This window comes from Micromonospora sp. DT81.3, from assembly GCF_049847225.1.
Lineage (GTDB): Bacteria > Actinomycetota > Actinomycetes > Actinomycetales > Microbacteriaceae > Microbacterium.
On the sequence record NZ_JBNCNY010000001.1, the window covers coordinates 1 to 18,522 of the forward strand.

The 18,522-nt window shown below is 63.8% G+C and carries 15 protein-coding genes; 5 read left to right on the forward strand and 10 right to left on the reverse strand.

Features of this window, described 5'->3' with window-relative positions; translation table 11 throughout:
- Positions 1-133 precede the first annotated feature (133 nt).
- A complete protein-coding gene (locus ACPW96_RS00005) occupies positions 134-1,555 on the reverse strand; it encodes an FAD-binding oxidoreductase (RefSeq protein WP_425820597.1) in 1,422 nt (473 codons plus the stop codon).
- A 269-nt stretch (positions 1,556-1,824) separates the two neighbouring features.
- On the opposite strand from ACPW96_RS00005, the gene ACPW96_RS00010 reads away from it, so the two are divergent.
- Positions 1,825-2,925 (forward strand): Gfo/Idh/MocA family protein, encoded by a 1,101-nt coding sequence (locus ACPW96_RS00010; protein WP_425881547.1) that lies wholly within the window; start codon positions 1,825-1,827, stop codon positions 2,923-2,925.
- A 408-nt stretch (positions 2,926-3,333) separates the two neighbouring features.
- On the opposite strand, the gene ACPW96_RS00015 is transcribed toward ACPW96_RS00010, so the two are convergent.
- Positions 3,334-4,428 (reverse strand): Ig-like domain-containing protein, encoded by a 1,095-nt coding sequence (locus tag ACPW96_RS00015; protein ID WP_425881548.1) that lies wholly within the window; start codon positions 4,426-4,428, stop codon positions 3,334-3,336.
- Positions 4,429-5,346: 918 nt separating this feature from the next.
- On the opposite strand from ACPW96_RS00015, the gene ACPW96_RS00020 reads away from it, so the two are divergent.
- Positions 5,347-6,066, forward strand: coding sequence for a hypothetical protein (locus ACPW96_RS00020; protein WP_425881549.1), 720 nt, complete (start codon positions 5,347-5,349; stop codon positions 6,064-6,066).
- A gap of 98 nt (positions 6,067-6,164) precedes the next feature.
- Entirely contained in the window at positions 6,165-6,515 is a 351-nt protein-coding gene (locus tag ACPW96_RS00025; RefSeq protein WP_425882126.1) for a hypothetical protein, read from the forward strand.
- A gap of 248 nt (positions 6,516-6,763) precedes the next feature.
- Here the strand turns inward: ACPW96_RS00025 and ACPW96_RS00030 are convergent, their stop codons facing one another.
- The 8 genes from ACPW96_RS00030 to ACPW96_RS00065 all read right to left on the reverse strand — a co-directional run bounded on the left by ACPW96_RS00030 (position 6,764) and on the right by ACPW96_RS00065 (position 15,723).
- Entirely contained in the window at positions 6,764-7,036 is a 273-nt protein-coding gene (locus ACPW96_RS00030; protein WP_425881550.1) for a hypothetical protein, read from the reverse strand.
- A 358-nt stretch (positions 7,037-7,394) separates the two neighbouring features.
- Positions 7,395-9,116, reverse strand: a complete 1,722-nt coding sequence (locus ACPW96_RS00035) for a hypothetical protein (RefSeq protein ID WP_425881551.1) — start codon at positions 9,114-9,116, stop codon at positions 7,395-7,397.
- Between the two features lie 215 nt (positions 9,117-9,331).
- Positions 9,332-12,556: a twin-arginine translocation signal domain-containing protein gene (locus tag ACPW96_RS00040; protein WP_425881552.1), complete on the reverse strand. Its 3,225-nt coding sequence runs from the start codon at positions 12,554-12,556 to the stop codon at positions 9,332-9,334.
- 212 nt (positions 12,557-12,768) lie between these two features.
- Positions 12,769-13,719 carry a hypothetical protein gene (locus tag ACPW96_RS00045; RefSeq protein ID WP_425881553.1) on the reverse strand — a complete coding sequence of 317 codons (951 nt, stop codon included), beginning with the start codon at positions 13,717-13,719 and terminating at the stop codon, positions 12,769-12,771.
- 433 nt (positions 13,720-14,152) lie between these two features.
- Entirely contained in the window at positions 14,153-14,284 is a 132-nt protein-coding gene (locus ACPW96_RS00050) for a hypothetical protein (protein ID WP_425881554.1), read from the reverse strand.
- A gap of 387 nt (positions 14,285-14,671) precedes the next feature.
- Positions 14,672-15,085 carry a hypothetical protein gene (locus tag ACPW96_RS00055; RefSeq protein WP_425881555.1) on the reverse strand — a complete coding sequence of 138 codons (414 nt, stop codon included), beginning with the start codon at positions 15,083-15,085 and terminating at the stop codon, positions 14,672-14,674.
- 105 nt (positions 15,086-15,190) lie between these two features.
- Positions 15,191-15,421, reverse strand: a complete 231-nt coding sequence (locus tag ACPW96_RS00060) for a hypothetical protein (RefSeq protein ID WP_425881556.1) — start codon at positions 15,419-15,421, stop codon at positions 15,191-15,193.
- A gap of 8 nt (positions 15,422-15,429) precedes the next feature.
- Positions 15,430-15,723 carry a hypothetical protein gene (locus ACPW96_RS00065; protein ID WP_425881557.1) on the reverse strand — a complete coding sequence of 98 codons (294 nt, stop codon included), beginning with the start codon at positions 15,721-15,723 and terminating at the stop codon, positions 15,430-15,432.
- 851 nt (positions 15,724-16,574) lie between these two features.
- Here ACPW96_RS00065 and ACPW96_RS00070 point away from each other — a divergent pair.
- Both ACPW96_RS00070 and ACPW96_RS00075 read left to right on the forward strand, forming a co-directional pair.
- The gene (locus ACPW96_RS00070) at positions 16,575-18,167 is read left to right on the forward strand and encodes a M6 family metalloprotease domain-containing protein (RefSeq protein ID WP_425881558.1); all 1,593 of its coding nucleotides are present in this window, start codon (positions 16,575-16,577) and stop codon (positions 18,165-18,167) included.
- A 139-nt stretch (positions 18,168-18,306) separates the two neighbouring features.
- On the forward strand, positions 18,307-18,471 hold the full coding sequence (locus ACPW96_RS00075; RefSeq protein WP_425881559.1) for a hypothetical protein: 165 nt from the start codon (positions 18,307-18,309) through the stop codon (positions 18,469-18,471).
- Positions 18,472-18,522 lie beyond the last annotated feature (51 nt).

An 18,522-nucleotide genomic window follows, 5' to 3' on the forward strand; every position in this document is an offset into this window, starting at 1 on the left:
GACAAGTGCTCGACCAGTGGATCGCCGAGGACGCGCCCAGGCTGGCCTCGGAAATTGGGGGGTGCCCGCTGAGCGATGCCTTCCGTGCACTGCCCGCGGAGGGATCGTTGGTGGACGCGTCGGGGCGTTCGGCTCACCCCGCAAGGGCTGGCCGGCTGGCCTCCGCCGGCTTGATATTGGCGTTGCGATGGAAGACGTTCTCGGGGTCGTACTTGCCCTTGATCTCGCGCAGACGGTCGTATTTGGCGCCGTAGGATTCCCGGATCCGCGAATCGTCTTCCTCGACCAGAACGTTGACGTACGTGCCGCTGGTGAGCAAGTGCGGTCGCAGTGCGTCGTACACCGATCGCACCCATGCCCGTTCCGGGCCCAACAGTTCCGGAGTCGGGCAGAGTCCCACGAACGTCCCGAAGTAGCGGGGAGATCGGCCGCCACCGTAAGCAGTCTCGTCCTCCCCGACCTCGCTGTAGGCCTCGTCGAGGCGGTAGAAGATCAGCAGCGAGAGGGGCGAGTTCTTCTCGGGTCCGCGCTCGGTCAACACGTCGATGACCTCGTCGGTGAGCTCCTCGAGGTAGGCGCCCTTGTCGTAGCCGTAGAACCCCCACGCGTTCGGCTCGTCCAGCATCTGCTGCAGCGCGAGGTAGGGCATGGGCGTTACGAAGTCGAACAAGGGCGGCTGCACGCTGCGGATGTGATCCACAATCTTCTGGTGCTCTCCCGAGTCGCCGAAGCCGGTGAGGACGAGGGCATAGCAAATCTTGCCCTGATGCTCGACGGGCACGAACGGGGCCGGAGCAGCGGTGATCGCAGCGATCGCAAGGGCGTTCATTGAGCGAGGCAACTCACCGATCACCGTTCGCATCAGCCGCAAGGCGGCCTTGCCATCCTCCTGACCCCAGAAGAACAATCCGACCTGCACCATCGGTCCGACCTCGTGCAGCCGGAACTCGAACTCGGTGACGACGCCGAAGTTCCCGCCGCCGCCCCGGATCGCCCAGAACAGGTCGGAGTTCTCGTCCTGGCTCGCACGCAGCACTCGACCATCGGCGACGACCACCTCCGCGGACTCCAAGTTGTCGATGGACAGACCCGCCTGCCGCGTCAGCCAACCCATGCCCCCACCGAGCGTGAGACCGCCCACCCCAGTGTGACCGACGATTCCGGCCGGGACCGCGAGGCCGTGAGCCTGAGTGGCGGCATCCAGGTCGCGCAGCAGCGCGCCGCCCTGAACCCGGGCCAGCTTGGCCCCCGGATCGACGACGACCGCTTTCATGCGGCTCAGATCGATGACCAATCCATCGTCACAAACCGAGTGACCCGGGAAGCTGTGCGCCCCACCACGAATCGCGATCTCCAGCCCGGCCTCGCGTGCGAAAAGCACCGCCGCGGCGACGTCCCCACCAGAGGCGCACCGCACGATAACCGCAGGTCGCCGATCAATGTCGGCGTTCCAAGCCTTGCGGGCCTCGTCGTAACCGGGGCTCTCAACGGTGATGATCGAGCCGTCGATGCTCTCGCGGAGCATCTCGATCGCTGGACGGGCGGCCGCAACCATCAGGGGACTCCTTCACGAAGGAAATCGGACAGTGAAACTGCTGTCCCGAACGCAGCGCTCATGGGCCACCGTAATCAGAATGTCGGCTGGCCGACCCACCGTCAACGCCTTACCCCACCGGCCGGCGACTCTGGACGACGCGGAAGGCGGTTGGGGACCACCTCACGATCGATGCCCGGGTACGGATCGTGGCGGGCAGCGAGGCGAGTGTGCTGTGCCGCTGATGATCGCGGTCTACGATCAGGGCTGCGGGGCGTTCGGAGGTCGCAATGTCAGCGAAAGTCCGTGTCGGTATGATCGGGACCAGCTATTGGGCTGATGACTTCCATCTGCCGGCGCTCGCTTCGCACCCGGGTGCCGAGCTGACGGCGATCTGTGGACGGGACCCGGAACGCGCGTCTTCGCTTGCCCACAAGCACCGTGTCTCTCAGGTCTTCACCGACTATGAGGAGATGATCGATCGGGCCGGCCTGGATGCGATTGTCGTGGCGACTCCTGAAGATCTGCACCACCCGATGGTGATGAGCGCGCTGCACGCGGGGCTGCATGTGCTCTGCGAGAAACCCCTCGCGCTCTCAGCCGTTCAGTCGCAGGACATGTTGATCGCTGCCGAGCGGGCAGGTGTGAAGCATATGGTGCAGTTCACGAACCGCGGGCTGCCGCACTACCGATATCTGAAACGGCTGATCGCCGATGGGTACATCGGCGATCCGTACCACGCTTACTTCACATGGCCTACGGGTTGGAATCCGGCGCAAGACATCAACCCGTATCACTGGGGTTTCGACGCCCGACGCTCCAAGGGCGCGGTCGCTGAACTGGGAGCCCATCTGATCGATGTTGCCCGCTGGCTATTCGGTGACGTGGTGCGCGTCACCGGGAGCATGCGGATGTTCGTACACCCGGATGTTCCCGACGGTACCCCGATGGCGGAGGCGAACGACTCCGCTTTCGTGTTGCTGGACTTCGCTTCCGGCGCCCATGCCGTCATCCATGTCGGACTCCGCAATATCGCAGGTCCCGGACTGCGCACGGGCCAGACCGCCGTGATCAGCGGAAGCGCGGGCACCATCGACACACGGGCAGATCCCTGGACAGCCCCCGCGCCTGCTGTATCCGAGATCATCGGCCTGCGGCGCGGCGTCGACATGGCCGAAGCGTTGCCGGTTCCCGAGGAGTACTACGGCGACACCGACCCTGCGGATGCGTTCGCCGTGTTCCGCCAGCAATCAGTCGGCCCGAGACTATTCATCGACGCGATCATCCACAACCTGCCGATCGCTCCGGACTTCAACGACGGGCACCAGGTCCAACGCATCATCGACGCAGCCGTCACCTCCCACGAAACCGGCACAGCACAACACCTTTAGACCCTCGACCCCTGCACCATACGCGTTGAGACCCCGCAGTTCCGATCCGAACAGAGGAATGGACGACCCAATCAGTCGGCAGCCTCCGACCAGTCCTGACGACCCTAAGTGTTCAACTAGACCGCGCGTAAAGGGATCCCTTGCGGGCGAAGCGAAACTGGATTTGAGTCCCGGCGGCCTTCGGGGGCCGAACCGGTTCGACCGTGTCACTTCGGTCGTATTGAGGGACATGTCGGGCGTCACACCAGGTTTGGGGACTACTTCGTAACGGTGATCATGGATCTCCGGACCGCGCGGAACAATGCGCAGCTCCGTGCAGACCCGCACGTTTAGTGGATCAGTCCCGAGTGAATCACGCGTCGTGGCACTGTTGCGCGGCAGCGTTGGGTGCCACGCGGATGTTCGGCGTCAGATCAAGATGCGCAGCAATGATGTCGCGCTGGATGAGGACTTCACCGCTTCCGAGCCTCGGAAGGTCGCCATCACGGAGTGCTTTCCGCGCAGGAGCTTCGGGAGCAGGAGCGATGCCCGCCCGTCCGCGCCGACCGCGACGCTGCCGACCAGCTTCGAGTCGACGTAGAAATCGATCGTCCCGGCGGCGCTGGCGGCCAATGCGGTCGTCACACGGGCGGAAGCGGTCAGCCGCTCCCGTGATGTGCCGACGCTGCGTTCGAGTGCCAGGAAGGTGCTCGATCGCGCGGCCGCTTCGAAGGCGACCGGGCCGCTCCACCCCGTCGTGCGGTTGAAGATGCCGCCGGCCTCCGTGCTCGTGCCGGAGAGTGCCGAGAGAGTCGCCGGTGCATCAGTGAATCCCGCGGGCAGGCTAGGAGGAACCTGCACCAACAAGCCGCGCGGCCCCGACTCCGGGAACGTCACCGGGAGATCGATCGGGGCCACTCGCGGGTCGCTCGAGGTGAGAGTCGCGGAAGCGTAGCCGTTCAGTTCCGGGTCGGGGTGTTCCCACGGTCCTTCCAGCAGCACCGTCGCGCCGGGCGAGATCACATGCGATGGACCGGGGTCGAACGTCGTGTCCACCACGTAGGCGGTCAGGTCGTCCTGGGTGACATAATTCGTGGTGCCCGACGTGCCGAGGGACCACGATATGATCCAGTACTTGTCGGCGCCGACTGAGGTGCAGGTCAGAGCGTTGACACCGTTCGAGAGCGCGCCGTCCGGAATGGCCATCTCGACCGGTCCGGGCGCGTCCCACTCCTCGACGGTGAACGTCTCGGTTACCAGCGGAACCCCGAGGCTGACCGTGCAGTCGACCGTTTCCCCCTCAGCCGGAACGTAGCTATGAATGATGAGCGATGTCGCGCTCGAATAGATCGCGTCGGACGGGTGAGACCAATAGTGGCTGGTCCTGCCGTTCACCGTCGGGATAACGATCGTAGGCGGTTCGGCAGCGATCGCGGGGGAGGCAGCGGCGACGAGTGAGATCACCGCCCCGACAGCGATGGTGGCACGCGCGAGGGTGCGGCGGTTGTGTGCCATCGGCGGCATGGCGTCGTCCTGGTCTTTATCGGAGGGGTGGATACGGTCAGTGTGCTCCCCCGGCGGGATCGGTGGCAATGGCCGGACCGCGGCGAGCAACGCATTCATCGATCGAGTCGGGTGCGCGATGATCCGATCCCGCATGGTGCCCGGATGCCGATCCGTTCGCCGGATCGGTCGTTGAGTTCCGCGGCGACTCAATTGACAGCCCTGGGTTCAATGGAGAGCGAGTGCTCCAGCCGCGGTGCTGCTGGAGGTTCGTTCACGGTCGTAGTACCCCTTCGCCTTCGCGATGGGAACATATCCAATCGATAATTCCAGTCGGATCCCGTTGAATCACTGCACTCAGGGCTGGAAAGCGAGCTCGAGCCCATCGACGTTACGGAACGGACCGTCGATCTTCACGCACCCGTCTGGCGCGGCCCGACAACGGTCTCCGCGATGGCGTTCATTCTCCCCTCTCGACCCGCGATTCAGCAGCCGTGCAGGCTTGCGGAAGGGGGCGCACCGCGGTCCAAAGTTCGCGTGCGAGGATTCGTTCAGTCAACCGGCGTCTGTACGGCCTCGGCGCCGGACTGCTACCGTGCGGTGTCCGTCGAACCAGGGCACCCGCCCGTGCCCGCACTCCGCTCCTCCGTCATTCACGGAATGGTTGCATCATGGCTTCGGCCCGCCGCCTCACTGGCATCGCCCCGCCCCCAGCGGCTCGCTGCTCGCTCGCCGATATGCGCGGCTGCGCCGCGCTCATCCTGCAGCACTGCGGCCTACCGAGTGCCGTGTCGACTCGGCCGACCTCGCCCGCTACGCCCGATGCAGCCGCGACGTGACCGCGGGCCGCATCCGCTGATGCATTCACCCACATCGGACACGGGAGCGGACACCGTTCACCGCTATGCCGAGGACATGTCCACCTAACGAGGAGCAATTATGACCGTTCGCCGCAATTGGGTAGTAGTCGCTGTGCTTGTAACGGCACTTGCCGGGGTGGCGCCGCTTCCAGCCACCGCGACATCGCTCCTGCCGGTCTCTGCGCAAGCGAGCGCTCCGCGCGATCTGGGCACACTCGGTGGCCGCACCAGTCGCAGTTACGACATCAACGTGCTGGGCCAGGTCACCGGGGATGCCAAAACGCCGGAAGGGAGTGATCACGCCTATCGATGGACGCCGGCACGGGGAATGCAGGATCTGGGCACCCTCGGCGGAACCAATAGCTATGGGGAGGCCATCAACGCACGGGGTCAGATCATGGGCGTCTCTGACACGGGCGTGGACGGCGAGTCGCGTGCGTTCCGGTGGACACCGTCAGGGGGTATGCAGGATCTCGGCACGCTCGGCGGTAGCCTCGTGTTCCCCGAAGACATCAGCATTGCGGGGCATGTTACGGGATGGTCCTACCTCGCCGGGAACCAGGAAGCCCATGCTTTCCTGTGGACACCGTCACGCGGCATGCGCGATCTCGGCACTCTCGGCGGCCCCGGCAGCTTCGGGTCAGCTATCAATGCCTTCGGCCACGTCGCGGGGTCCGCGGAGAGAGCCGACGGGACTATCACGCGTACCGGTGGACGGCAGCAGGTGGCATGCAGGAGCTGGATCCCCTGGGCACGCGAGAGAGCGCCGCCTATGGAATCAACGAGCTGGGGCATGTGATGGGGTTCTGGGAAGGCGCCGGCGAGGTACCACGTCAAGCGTTCCGGTGGACACCGTCGGGCGGAATTCAGTATCTGGGGGATTTCCAACCGGCCGCGATGAACGCGCTCGGCCACGTCACCGGGTCGACACAAATCACTGTCGAGAATCCAATCCAACACGCGGTGCGGTGGACGGCGTCGGGAGGAGTACAGGATCTCGGCACCCTCGGCGGTGCGGAGAGCGCCGCAACGGGAATCAATGACCTTGGCCACGTTATCGGGGAATCCGACACAGCGGACGGGTCCCGGCACGCGTTCCGGTGGACACAGTCCACAGGGATGGTGGACCTGGGCCCCCCGGGCGAATTCAGCTCCCCGGCGGCGATCAACATCCGCGGCCAGGTCGTCGGAGACGCCTCTCTCACAGCGGACCAGGAAAACGTTCGCGCGTTCCTCTGGGCCCCATAGCAAGCACGAACGCTGCCGGTCGATCGCGGATCCGGGCCGCAACGAACGGGGATCGACCCGGATTCGGCTTCCTACATCTCGCTCGCAGTCAAAGAGTCGAGCCGCCCGCTGACCGATCCGGTGTGACACGCCGGGACGTCACCTTAGGCGCCTGCGGTTGCGCTGAAGGACCGGCTTTCGCGCGGGGTGTCTGACCTTCCAAGACTGACCGCCGCCGGACATCGACGAAAGGCGCAGCGGTCTTCTCCTCACTCGTGTGCGTGCTCGAGATCGTAGACCCGGCACCGCAAACCGCTCGTTCCACTGAGTGCGTCGGCGATCGCCTCCGAAAGTTCAGAGCTGAGGTACCCGAACGCCTCCTCCATCGCGTCCGAGTATGCTCCCGTGTCGTCTTCCCATGCCTCCCAGAATTCACCCGACCAACGCAGGGTGAAATCGTCATGCGAGACCCATGGAACACCGATCGAGACCTCATCGAAGAATGCAGGCGCGCGTGCGTCATCGGCGACGATCATGGCCACGTCAGTGAGCTCAAACTCGAGATCGCCTTGCACGCGCCACTCGCGCTCCCAAACGCCGATCGTTGGGTGATTGGCTGTTGAGGCTTCCAACACGATCGATGAACGGGGGCTCGTTTGTAGATTGAGTAGGTCGCATCACCTGCAGCCTCGTCCATCATGCCTGGCTAAGCATTGGGGAAGAATCGTGCGAGGACGGCGCTGTGATCCGACCAGAGAATCGCACCGACGAAAAGTGTCCGGAACTCATCGCGCCCGCAAGGTTGCGAGCGTCGTCGACAACGCGAAGGCGACTCGCAACGACGGGAGAATGTTCGCCTCACCAAGCCACACGTTATACAACAGGATCGTCGGCAGCCGCCTACTTAGCGGCGCTGTTTGGCGGAGTCGACCGGGCACGCTCCTCGCGCCGTGCGATGGCGAAGTTGATGGCCCACACCGCGGTCGCGAGAACGCCAAACGACGCGAACAGGAGCATCCATCTAGCGAAGTCTCCGTCGACCTTGCCCCACGAGTCGGGGATCGTCACCATTACAAGGATGAAGGCGGCTGCTCCCACGATGTACGCGAGCGCCCAGACCCACCTCTTCCAGGCGAATAGTGTGGCGCCGTCGAGCGCAAATAAGGGGAGCATCGCGAGCGGCAGCGCCGAGATGCCCTCGATCGTCACGCCGCTGAAGAACTCAGCAACGAAGACAGCGACGATGTTGCCGGGCGATTCAGCTGCGACTGGGGCAACCAGCGAGAAGCCGACCCATCCCAGCAGTCCGATGATCAGGCCGAATCCCGTACCGAGCAGCACAACGAAGGCTTCGCGCGACGCCGTCAGCTCGATCGCAAAGGCAAGTCCCGCCACGAGCCCGAAGATGACGCCGGGCTGAAAGTGCAACAGCCGAGCGATTAGAACGGTCAGCGCGACCAGCAGGAGCGACTCCCAGCGGAATGTGATGTGGGGTGCGGACTCACTCTTGTTACGCCGGAATACGAGCACGACGAGCATCCAGCCCGCGACGTTAATCAGGGCGAAGCTCAGCAACCCGGTCAGGAAGACCCGAATCGACATGCCGTTGACACCGAACTGGGGGTCGACGAACCCGCCGATGACCGCGGCGGCCGCGAAGCCAGGCCACACAAGCCACGGCGGGATCGCTTTTGTCGGTGCTGCGGTCCGCAGGCTTGCGCCGGGAGGGGCCGCGCCTCCGCGCGTCAGGCCGCGATGGCCGGCCGAGCTCGTTGGTCGCGCACGCAGGCGAGATTTCACCCAGGCCGAGACCCGTGCGTAGCGGGATGTGATCACCGAGTCCAGCAGCGCGCCCGGGTACCCGACCACGAGCATGAGCATGAGAGCACCTGCACCCACCACCACGAGCTGCGTCGCGTTAGGGATCGACTCCTGAATCGTTCGGAGAGAACTCAGCACGCTGGGATCGGCGATGCTGGTCCCCGTCGCCGACTGCGGGCCGAAGGTATTCTGGAGGAAGATCTTCGCCGTTATCGATGAGACATCTGCTCCAGCGCCTGCGCCGGTGCTGTCGAATTGGAGCTCCGTGACCTCGCGCTGAAGGCTGATAGGGCCAACCCACACCCGCGATGTATCTGGCACCGCCGCTATCTCATCAACGCTCAGATCGTCGTTGGCCCGAAGGCTTTCGCCGATACCCCACCTTGTTCCCAGGATCGTCCACCCCTCCGCCTCGAAGGCCCGCAACATGTCGATGAAGAGGGCATAGCTGACGTCGACGAAGTGGACGGCATATGTGGAAGCCCCGTCGGCCCCCGGAATGTCGGCATCGACGGCTTTGGTAGCGCAGTCTTGCTGATCCCAGAAGGGGAGGAGGGGCGGTGGGACGACCTCACTCGGAGGCGAGAAGTCCTCTCTATCGCCGCCGTCCCCGGTCCAGACTTCCGGCGAGTCAGCCAATTGCGCGCAGTCCACCTCGGCGGCGAACACCGGCCCCGGCGTGGACCAAAGGGCCGCGGCAACCAGAGCGGCAATGAGAATACGCAACAGACGAGAGAAGGCGTTCGCGCGGGTGCGCATGCGCGCCAGGCTACTCGTCGGCTGCCGCGGCGGATCGGTCATCCTACTTAGAGTGCGGTATGAACAGTCCTGATACGACGGGGCACCCCCGGTGATCTGCCCACCAGCATCAGATATGTGTCTGATCCCTGTCGAGTGGCAGGGGAAATGGGCGCCCAGAGTGATCACGCTCCCTGCGCTCTCGTTGGGGTCAGCGGGCTGACCGCGGTGGCCCGTTGAGGGATCGGCCGGTGCGACCGGTGCGCCCATGGGGATATCTATCCGCTCTCGTCCTCTCCGCAGAAGAACCCCTCGCCAGTGTTCAGCTGTGTCATTCCATCGGCGACTTCGACGGCGGTGAGCGCATCCTTGATCGTCTCGGTCACGTATCGCTCCGCGAGCTTGCCGGCCGCTTCGAAGGCGGTCCCTTGGGCGAGGTTGCAAGCGAGGTCGCTCAGGTCGGTGATGTCTTCGGCAGGCGGCTGCAGCGTTGCGATCATCAGCGTCGCTTCCTTGAGCTTCTTGACCTTCGCGCTCTCAAGTTGCAGCCAAACACCGCCAATAAATGAGAACCCACCGAATCCGAGCAATGACGCCATGTCTCCGGCGAGGTCAGCCGCGGAAAGTAAGTCCTCGGCTGCGCTGAATGTGTCTTCAATGTCCTGCACATCCGACCCGCCCCCGGATCCGTCCGCGAGCAACCCGAACACGGAGCCGTTTGCTGAGTCGAGCAGCCACGCCGCGGTGGGGGTCGCGTCTGCCGGTACTAGAAGGTGGCGAGGGGATCCCCATGGCTGAATCATGGCGATCATCGCTGCGATAGCACGGCGGTCCGAACCGGCGAGCGCGGTCGAGATGCTGCTTCCCGCTGGGACGAGCTGCTTACCCGTCAGCCCTGCTTCGGTGCTGACGGGGAAGCTGTGCGCCTCAAAGAGCGCGAGCCGAGCGGTCCGCCGGGCGGTTGTTGCGAACGCCGTCGTCGGGTCGGGGTCGGTCGTCATGAATCCGGTGACTTGGAGGATGTCCACTCCGCGGACACGCTGCGCTCGATCATTCTCGAGCGGGATCTGGATGTCGCGATACAGAGTCGCCCGAAGGCCGGCCTCGTATGTGAGGATGTCGCCGCTCTGGCTTAGTGGAACCGTCACGGCATGAAGTAGCGGAGTCTCGATGTTCGGCAATGCCGCGAGCGCGGTTAGACGTTGGGTGCGGGTGGTTGCTTCCGTGAGCGGCCGGAGCGCGAGGGTGGATGAGGAAACATCATCCAGAACGACGGCGACCGAGGGCGCTGATGCTTCGAACCCGATGATGTGCGTGCCGAATAGCGCCCGGTGGACTCGTTCCGTGTCCCGCGGTGTTATGACCTGCTTGTCGTTGTCCGTGTCGATTCCGGCGAGAACTCGACGGGCCTCCCATCGCCCCACCTTCACGGTTAGGTAGAGGCCGGACAACGCAGGCAGGGCCGCCCGATCCTCCAATGCCGGGACCTCGTATGTTGTTCGACCAAGGACCTGCGTCCCGACTACCCGCACCTCGACGCGGCGCGTCTCCGGACCGGTGACCGGTGCGACGTAGCGGAGCCGGTAGGGCGGTTCGGGGTTCTTGGCGAGCGCGTCCAGGACCGCGTTTACCGCCGCTGCCTGGTCTGCGACCGGGAAAGCCCCGAGGCCCCCGGCGTCGCCGAGCAGGTCTAGGCCGGCCTCGTCGACGTCACCGACGCCGATCACGATCGTCGGCGGGCCAGTGCGGACCCGTGCGGCGATTTCCCGGGGCGGGACGGTGATCGGGTCGGTACCGTCGGTCGCTGCGCCGTCTGTGATGAAGACGATCGTTGTCGCGCCCAGACTGCGCGCGTCGGCGAGGGATTCCCAGAGCTGCGAGCCGAACCCGGAACGACGAGTGGCCTGTTGTGCGAGCTCGTCGAGGTTTGAGGTCCAATCCCCCGACTCGGTGGCGTCCTCACCGTCGACCATCGCGACACGGAAAGTGCTCCGGGCATCCGCGATGAGCAGGCGCTCGGCCAACTGGCGAATAACGACAGCAGCACCCGACTCTCGAAACTCTTCCGGGATGCTGCCGGAGCCGTCAAGCAGGATGAGGATCCGCGGTGGTGGCGCAATTGAGCGCGTCAGCGTGTGTCCGACGGGCGTTCCCTCCTCCACGATCTGGAAAGCGGCGGCACTCAGGCCCTCAACCATTCGGCCGTCCCCGTCGACGACGCGCAGTGCAGCGTCGATCGTGGGGAAACCCGCCGCGCGGATACTGATCTCTACGCTCGCAACCCGAGCAACGACGGTGGGATCGGTGCCGGCCGCGCCGACTACCTCGCCGTCGATACGGGTCTTACCGTCGGCGCTGCCGATGTCGACGAGTTGACCCCCCAGCGTCACCGGTGTTCCTTGCACCGAGAGTGCGCGGCTCTCTTCCGGCTCCATCTCGTTGCCGCGTACGGTGAGTACCGGCACCACAACACCCACGTCTCGCGGCCGAATTGCCGTGAACTCTTCGAGACTTTCCGCCGGCGGCACAAATCCGACATAGAGGCGGCGTCCAGCGACGTCCGCAGCACTCCATTGGCCTCTAACGAGGGTGAATCGCCTGTCCGGAGCATCCGAGCGCGCTGCCTCGACAAGAACTTCGATGTCAAGCAGGCCCTCCGCGGCTTGGGGATTGCCGTACCCGCGAGCACCTAGGGGGGCGAAGCCGAGGTCTCCGGTCGGATCGGCGAGCAACGTGTCACCCCCGCGGACTACCCGGACCATTGGAAGTGCGCTCACCGCCGCCACTGAAAACGGTTCCTGCGCCTGCGGTTGGGCTGGTAGCAAGCGGAGCAGCTGGTTCGCGAGTGACTTCGAGTTGGTCCCGCCGGGGTCCAGCGGAGGCGGAACGGTAACCGCCTCGGTTAGCCCGAGCGACCGTCGCACGATCGCGAGACGGCTCCTCTCGATCGCGGGCTCGAAGACCGGTCGCCTCAGCGGCTCGAACATTCGAGCCGAGCCGTCACTAGTTACAGCAACTCGAACGACTTCAGCTTCGTATCCTGCCTCTACGCACAGCTCTGCCAGGAGGTCTGCTTTCTCGCGCGGCGTCCCAGCACCGCCGCGAAGGGTCGCGCGAGTGCCCCAACGAATTCCTCGGACGAGGTCGCCGGTACTGCGGGACCCGGCCGGGTACGTCGCGACGCGATCGCGCACGAGCCGGAACAGCGCTTCGGCATCCTTTGCTGCGACGGCTGCGGCGGCCGCGGCGACCAAGTGATCAGGGGAGCCCCGGACCGCTTCGCGCAGCTCAGCCATGGCGTCGAAAAAGCCGACGGAGTTCGAATCCGGCGGTTTAGGCAGCGGGGCCGGGTCGGGTGAGGGAGGGATGTTGTCACAGCCCACAAGCGCAGTAGCCACGCCCGCAGCGCACGCGCCAACGAGGAACTGGCGGCGCGTTGACCGCCAGCCGAGAACGTTAACTCCCGTCATGAGATCGCCCATCGGCGTGGTGCGCACCGCCAAGTGGCGGAGTAGATCTGTCGGCTGCCCGGCACGATGCGGGCGATTGCCGCGTGACCGCGCGCGGATCGGTTGGGGAACAACATGGCTCGACAAGACAGATTCAAGCCAACCTGTGCGATTTCGTTCATTTGCCGAAGTCACCAGCCGATCTGTGCCGGAACCGCGAGACTACTCGTGCGGCGCGAGCGACTCGACCTAAGTCTTAGGGATGTCTATCCGAAGGCGACCAGCACAGGAACCAGGCCGAGCCCGTCGCGCCAGGGGCGTAGCGCCTTGCCGATGACAGCGCCATACGCCCGCGATGAATCGGTTGCGTTCATCGCGTGACCCGGTGTGGCGGAAGTCGTGAGGAGGTCACCCACGCCGATGGCTCCATAGGAAGCGTCAACTTTGCACCAGGCTTTGCCGGCAAGTGCGAGTGGGAGACGGTTCGGTACACCCGCCTCGCGACCAAGGATGACACCCGGGCTTACACCATTCGCGCCCGAAAGAATTCCAGCGACGCGGCGGTCGTATGGATGCATGCTGGCCCGCAACAGCTCGTCCTCATCGAGGGAGACGACGGTGCCCGGCCCCAGCTGCTCAGACGGATCTATTGAGAAATCCTCTGCGCAGTCGGCTCCAGATGTTATGACGTTTCCCGACGCGCCGTCCAAGTGGATGCGCACATTGCCTGCAGCATCATGCACGCGCACATCTCCTGCGCCCCCTCCACCAAGTACGTTGCCTACGTCGAGGTTTGCATGGTCGCTGTCAAATCGGAACACAAGGTTGCCCGAGGCGTCGGTCATGAAGAGCGAGCCGCGCCCACTGTCGATGTGCAGACGGACACGATTGTCGTTGTCCCGCACTCGAAGATCGCCCTCGTTGCCGGCACCGCCGATATCCAGCACGGCGAATTGACCGTCAAAGTTGAGTATCGTCCCTCCGCCGGCGGCGACTACTTTGAACGACGAAGGCCGGGCACCGAAGCTCGGTGAGCCGAGAACAAGATCACGCTCCGCTGTCACCGTCCCATCGGTGACGTAACCGCCACCCGTGACTTGAGTCTTGCCGTCGGGTGTGCTGATCGTGATCGCCGCCGGCTCATTGGGATCGATTGTGACAACAACCTGGCCAGCATCGTTGAGGACTTCAAGCAATCCTGTTACCTGCTGGGGCATCCGAACCTCCTGCTGGAGTCTTGTCCGCTTCGCAAGGTCGCTCCGCCCGTAGGATCCCCCACTCGCGGTCACCGATAGCATGCTCTGGAGTGAGGGGACCGTCAAGTCACAAGTCAAGCTGCTGGGGCGCAACTGGCGGCACTGATGGAGATCAGCACTCGTGGTCAGTAACGGACCGGCGGCCGGGCGTCTCGGTCCTCGGGTGTGCGTTGAGTGTGGCGTTGCTACGGTCGCAGGAATCTCCGTCTGCCCTTGACCCCGACGTGCAGCGACGCCCCCGTCGCGTAATAGCAACCACGGTCACGAGGGAGAAGATTGAACAGGGAATCCCAGCCGGACGCCTCCTTGTCTAGGGATCTCAGCTTCTCGGGCAGTCCGACGGCGGAGAGTCGAGCGCGGCTCACAGCGGAGCGGCGAAAGTCGTCGGTCATCCTCACGCGCCGACCAATGCCGCGGCGAGTGTCGGCAGCAGCAGCCACAAGTTGTGTTCGTTGAACCCGAGCAGCATCAGCATCACCGCGAGTCCGGCAAGGCACGCGCTTGCGAAGAAGTTCATGGCGACCATGCCCGACTCTGGCCCGAACGTCCCCGACGAAACCCACGTTAAAATCCCTCCGACAAACCGGATCCTTCTGACACGTCAGCAGGACGCACTCCAACCAGCGAGTCAAACCTGTGGACAACCGGTCCTCTTCAATCCACATCCGAGGAGGTCTCAGATCGACCGTAGTATCGCCGCCGGACCGCCGCGCGGATGACGACCCGCTTATGAGCGTGCGTGCAGCTGCGGAATCGAGGCGTCGCTCGGATCGAGTCGATATTAGCTAGGGAAACGAGTCCCGCAGGTCGCCGTGGACACGCAACTTCGGATGGTCGGTCCAAGATCCACGTGGACCCCGCGACTGAGCGTAGATCGGGAGGCGTTCGGCAGGTGATTCTCTCGAGTACGGACTCAAGGGTTCACGAAAACGTAAGAGACTACCGTGAAAAGCGGCGCGTCCCAGCTGACTGAAACGAGTACCTGTACCCCTCCATTGTAAGGGGCGATATTCGCAACGGTCATGACGGCAGCACCGAGGAACGGTGCCGGAATGGGGTCCGTGGAGGTCACTATCGGATCGGCCTCGCTGATCGAGGCAAAGACGTTGGTGGTCTTCCTGATGACGGAACTGGTGAGGTTGAGTCGCACCCACCCGCGAAGGTCACCCCAAACATGACGGTACGTGAAGTCCGGGTACGCCAGCGCGCGTGCCTGCCCGTCGTCGTTGCTGTTCTGGCCGAGAGGCTTCGTGTGAGGCAAATCCAGCGCCGCTTCGAGAGTGACCACCTGTGCCGGATCGTAGGTGAAATGGTTTGAGACTGACATGAAGGCTCGCGTTCTCTTCGTACCTGCTTGGGCTGACGATCCGGATCACGGTAGACAGATCTTCCCGAAAGCGACCCGAGGAGCGGGTGATGGTCCGCGGGATGATCAGTCTTTCTCTGCCGAGCCCACCTCGGCGTGGGTCTTGATGCGTAGCTGCCCGAGAACCGTAGCTACGTCTTCGCCGAGAAGACGAGATGCATCGAACGGATCATCCGACATGTCGACCTCTACCACCTCGACGCCATCAGCAGAACTCACTACAGCCCGCGGTGCCCCATCCTCTGCACTCGTCACCGCGACAACCCGCCCGGATCGATGCTGAACCATGTATCGCATTGAGTCTCCTACGGAGCAATATCGGTGACAGTCAGGTAGAAGATCATGATCGGGTCCGGTCCAGTGTTGCGAACAGTGGCGACGATGAGTCTGTGTCCTTCAGGATCGCCCGGGTAGCTCTCCGAACGGGTATGCACTACCTCCAGTGAGCGATTGGATGACGAGGCATTGAACGGATGAGCTGTTACAACAACCCCGTGCTTCCACCAATCCCACGGCCCGAACCACCAAGTCACTTCATCGCCGGGATTGAACGGAACGCCGGTGTAGTGGGTGTACTGGTACAGAGCGACTGCCACCATCGGGCTCCTCCAGATTCGACCAGTGTGGAACCTACTCAGTTAGTCGGCAAGATAGCCCGTACCGCGGAATCCGTCAATGGCGCACGTTGACTCACCGGTCATTCGGGTGCGTCTCGTCGACCTGTTGACGCGCCACCCAAGCAGTGCCACACTGCAACCAAATTGCACAGCCCCGAGATCCGCGTGATGCCTCATGGAGGTACGCAACGCGGACCGGCGCGTTGCCTCTGCAATGACGAAGATGGAGCAAGCGCAGTTGCTTGTCAAGAACGGGCAGCAAGGACACGCACACAATGAAGCCCATAGTCATAAAAATCGGCGCACCGCAAACTATCAATATAGGGATGCCCGAAGCGCAATCCGAGGCGCCAGTTCTCTCAGATCGCGCTTCCGGTTCCCCGCCTCCCGTCTCACTAGATCAGAGCGAGACAACTGGAAGCGATTCTGGCATCCGGGTTGAGGCTGAGCCACCCTCCCCGCAGCCGCTCGTGGCGGTACACGATGTCAGCGCCGCCGGCATGGTGGATGCCCACGGCCCGCGGGCCCCCATCGACCTGGATCAGCTCGCCGAGCGCGCGCTCCGCTCTTCGCCCGAGGAGGCCGCGTCACCACTGCGCCCGCGCCCGATGAACCGGTTGCCACAACCCCTCGGGGGCGATGCCACCGCCGCGGGGGCGGCCGTGGTCCCGCGGCCGCTCGATCAGATTACTCGGAGCACTTCTGTCCGAGGCACGGCTCCTACTGGCCTGGCACCAAGCCCGCTGGAGCACCTGCCCGCCCCTGCCGCCGCACCATCCGCACGGCGCCCGCCACGCACCCCCAAAAAGCCGTAGATCAATCGGAAGCGAATCATGTTGCAACAACGCAATCCTTCAACACGTCCCGACTGCGTCGTGATGGCCGAACCTCGGTTGCTGGACGAGATCGTTCGATCAAAAGAGGCACTTCTTTCCGGGGAATCCCTTCCGTCTAAACGTCAGCGAGGCCTACTCGACGTCGAAACGCTCGGGAAGATCCTCACGAGACCATCGAGGACGCGGCCAGATACGCTGAGCGCCCCGAAAAAGAACCTGGCTGCCGTGGTGGGCCAACGCAACGTAGTGGTCCTGCTCGTCGACTTCCCTGACGCACCCGCACAAACGGCCGCTGACCACTACAGAGACCTGCTCTTCTCCCAGGGCACGCTGCAGGGCGGAAGTATGCGAGATTTTTTCAGCGAGGTCTCATACGGGTCACTCGACGTGACAGGTACCGTCAACGGAGGCCACGGCCAAGTGGCCGGGTGGTATAGGGCCCCCAACCCGAAGAGCTATTACACGAACAACAACTTCGGCTTCGGGGCGCACCCGCAGAACGCGCAGGGTCTCGTCGAAGATGTACTCAATATCGCAGCCCAAGATGTGGACTTCTCTCTGTATGACGGCGACGGCGACGGCGACGTCGAAGCGCTCGTTTTGATCTGTGCGGGAAGCGGCGCCGAACAAACGGGAAACAGCAATGACATCTGGTCACACAAGTGGGGCATCACACCCCAGACGCACAACGGAGTGAACCTCTCCCTGTACTTCATGGCGCCTGAAGACGGCCGGATCGGCGTCATGGCCCACGAGCTCGGTCACCTGCTGATGGGCTGGCCGGACCTGTACGACACCGACTACTCCTCCGCTGGTACTGGTGCCTGGGACCTCATGGCAGCGGGTAGTTGGAACGGCGGAGGCGATCGACCGGCCCACCCGACGGCATGGTGCAAGATACAAGCCGGCTGGGTCAATCCGACTGTGATCTACAACGCCGCGCAGAACATCACGCTAGACCCGTATGAGACATCCGCTCAAGTAGTCAAGTTGCCGATCGGCAATCAGGCTGCTAGCGAATACTTCCTGCTATCGAACCGTCAGCAAACCGGCTACGACGACCAACTCCCGGCGGCCGGGCTGCTGGTCGAGCACTGCGACGATAGCCAGGCGAACAACACAGATGAGGACCACTACTTGGTCGACATCGAACAGGCCGACGGACAACGGGACCTCAATCTGAACGCCAATCGGGGCGACGCGACAGACGTCTACCCTTCGGGTGGGAACGACGGTCTAACCGCCGACTCCACGCCGAGTAGCGACGCGTATGGCGGAGGCGACTCTGGTGTTTCCGTTACTAACATCGCCGTCAATGGCGCCCAGGTCACGCTGCACGCGAGCAACGGCAGTACAGGGCCAGGCGAGCCAGAGTGGCTGTACAACCAATTGATCACCGCAACGTTCTCCTCCCACGTCAGTCAGTCCGCCTGGGCACATCTCGGCGGTCTCGGCTGGCGGCAGTTGAAGGACGGGTCAAGTGACGGAGTCGGGAACCTCTTCGACATGTGCAATTCGGCCGTGTCGAGCACGCGTACCGTGCACGTCTACGTCGACGCCAGCTTTCTCTACGCCGCCTACCTCCTGTAGCGGCACTGCCTATACCATCGGATAGGTGATACCCGCAGCCCCAAATCGAGCGCAGATCGTAGCCCACTGCCTCACGACCACCCGCTCCCCTGACTCGCCGCGCAAATGGTCTGGCCGCCTGCGGTTGGAAGAAGTCAAGGTGCTGAACGGCGGTCGATTCATCGAGGTCGGCGATGAGATTGACGCCATCGCCTTCGATCTCAACTTGCCGCTCCAACGAGGGGACACACTCAACGCAGAGGCCGAGTACCTCGGCGGTCCCACCCAAGGACTCTTACAGCTCTACAACGTGACCACCGGGTGAGGCCTGGGGCCAAGGATGGAGAATTCATAGCTGCCGCAAGACGCGGTAGCA